Annotated in this window: 3 protein-coding genes; 1 reads left to right on the top strand and 2 read right to left on the bottom strand. The window is 67.9% G+C overall.

Annotated elements, in window-relative coordinates:
• Positions 1-1,028, bottom strand: a 1,028-nt coding sequence (mnmH, locus tag BG35_RS0109525; protein ID WP_025782636.1) for a tRNA 2-selenouridine(34) synthase MnmH, incomplete at its 3' end; no start/stop codon positions are given.
• A 32-nt stretch (positions 1,029-1,060) separates the two neighbouring features.
• On the opposite strand from mnmH, the gene BG35_RS0109535 reads away from it, so the two are divergent.
• A complete protein-coding gene (locus BG35_RS0109535) occupies positions 1,061-1,816 on the top strand; it encodes a GUN4 domain-containing protein (protein WP_080688130.1) in 756 nt (251 codons plus the stop codon).
• 7 nt (positions 1,817-1,823) lie between these two features.
• Here BG35_RS0109535 and BG35_RS0109540 read toward each other — a convergent pair.
• Positions 1,824-2,117 (bottom strand): DUF6439 family protein (locus BG35_RS0109540; RefSeq protein ID WP_236619850.1); only part of this gene is annotated, 294 nt, incomplete at its 5' end.

Raw genomic sequence — 2,117 nt, forward strand, 5'->3', positions numbered from 1 at the left:
CTGTGGACCGGAAGCGTCGGTTCCATGGCCAGAAGCCGTTGGGCAACGGCTGTGGCGGACAGTCCTGCACCCACCAGGGGAACCGGGGTGTGGGGACTTCGCGCCAGGCCGTGGGCATAGGTGCGGTCGTAGTAGTTGAGGATCACCTGACAGGCCAGGCGCAGGTTGCCCGCCGCAATGGCCGCCACCGCCTGTTGGGTCCGCTGGGGTCCCAGGCGTTTGCCGATGCGCCGGGTGGCCTCCGTAAGTTCCTGGCGCGGCATGGCGCCGTAGGTGGCCAGCAGGTGGTCCAGCCGCTCCTGCTCAGGCCGCTGCAACTCCACCAATGGCGCCTGCTGCATCTGTTGGAACAACTCGGAGGGGATGCGACAACGACCCACCTGGACGCTCTCCGCCTCGATCCAGAGCACCCGGTGGGGGGAGACGGCCTGCAAGGCCATGGTGATCTCGTTTTCAAACTGCTCCGTGGTGGGTTGGCAAGGCTGACCCAGCCCCCCGAAACTGCTGCCCCGATGATGAGCCAACCCCTCCAGATCCAGCACTTGCGCCCCGGCGGAGCGCAGGGCATGGAGCACCTCCGTTTTGCCGCTGCCGGTGTGACCACCCAGCAGCACAACGGGGCGCCGCTGGGCCAGGGCCTGGCGCAGCCAGCGCCGGAAGGACTTGTAGCCCCCCTCCAGGAGAATGCAAGGCAGATCGTAGGTTTCCAGAAGCCAGGCGGTGCTGCTGCTGCGCAGGCCGCCACGCCAGCAGTGGAGCCGCAGACCGGCCCCGGCCTTCCCAAGGGCGGCGGCCTGCTCCGCCAGGGTCGCCAGCCGCGGCCCCACCAGTTCCAGCCCATGGCGCACCGCGGCGCGGCGGCCCTGGCGGGCATACAGGGCGCCCACCGCGGCCCGCTCCTCATCGCTGAACAGGGGAAGATTATGGGCTCCGGGGATATGGCCCCGGGCAAACTCTCCGGGGCTACGCACGTCCAGCAAGGGGCCACCTGCCTTCAGAAAGCAATCACAGGAGAGGGAACGGACCATGGAGCGCATTGTCCCTGCTGGCGGCCCCTACCATGGGGCCCGTAGTTTTCTCTTCCGGGTTGACCGTGGACTCTGGTGGTTGTACAGCGGATTTCTCCCCTGGGCCGCTGCTGGAGGAGTTTCGCCAGGCCCGAGGCCGGCAACGGCAGCGGCTTCTGAACACCGTGCTGGACCAGGGCCGGCAACTGGCGGGGTTCATCCCCACGGCGTTGCAAGCCTACGACCCGGAAGGGGACGACTGGGCAGCCGGCAGCCTGATCCAGTTGCTCATGGCCCATGGAGGGCCAACACGGACGGAATTTCTCCTCCGTCACCCCCAAGGCTGGTTTGCCGCCCCCTCCGCCATGGGCCAGGACCACCATCCCCTCCAGCAAGCCCTGGCCACAGAGGCTTTCGAGGAAGCGGACCGTCTCACCATGGCCAGCCTGCGGCAGATGGCCGGCCCGGCTGCGGTGAGCCGCGGGTATGTTTTTTTCTCCGAGGTGGCCGCTCTGGCCACAACGGATCTGGACACCATTGATCGCCTCTGGGTTGCCTACTCCCGTGGGCGCTACGGCTTTTCCGTGCAGCGCCGCCTGCTGAAGGCCTGCGGGGGACGTTGGCAGCAACTCTGGCCCCGCCTGGGGTGGAAGCAGGATGGCGTCTGGACCCGCTACCCCAACCAGTTCACCTGGCGTCACACCGCGCCGGAGGGCCATATGCCCCTGGTGAATCAACTGCGGGGGGTGCGGTTGATGGATGCCTTGCTCAATCACCCGGCCATCACGGCCCGTTGTCCGGACGGCTGAGGGGGGCTTACCCGCCGTGGCGATCAGGGCAACCTGGATCGTGCAGGTCGCCCCGTAGCCAGTCCAGAGCTGCCTGGAGGGAGGCCATGGCGGCCTGGTCCTGGTGGTGGAGCAACTGATTCAGCCCTGCCGCCACCTGTTCGGCGGCGCGGTGGCGACGACTGCCTTTCAAGGCATGCCATTGGCGCTCATTGATGCGCAGGGCATCCAGCAGGGCGCGGGCCAGGGGAAGGGCGGCGGGATTGAGGGGGTGGCGGGTGGCGGCCATGGGTGTCTTGGGGGAGGGGCAGGCAAGGGACAA

The organism is Candidatus Synechococcus spongiarum SH4 (genome assembly GCF_000586015.1).
Classification (GTDB): Bacteria; Cyanobacteriota; Cyanobacteriia; order PCC-6307; family Cyanobiaceae; genus Synechococcus_B; species Synechococcus_B spongiarum_F.

What these genes read in the sequence shown, in the direction of transcription:
- BG35_RS0109535 (WP_080688130.1), top strand. Translation starts at nt 1,061, where the DNA reads ATGGGGCCCGTAGTTTTCTCTTCCGGGTTGACCGTGGACTCTGGTGGT.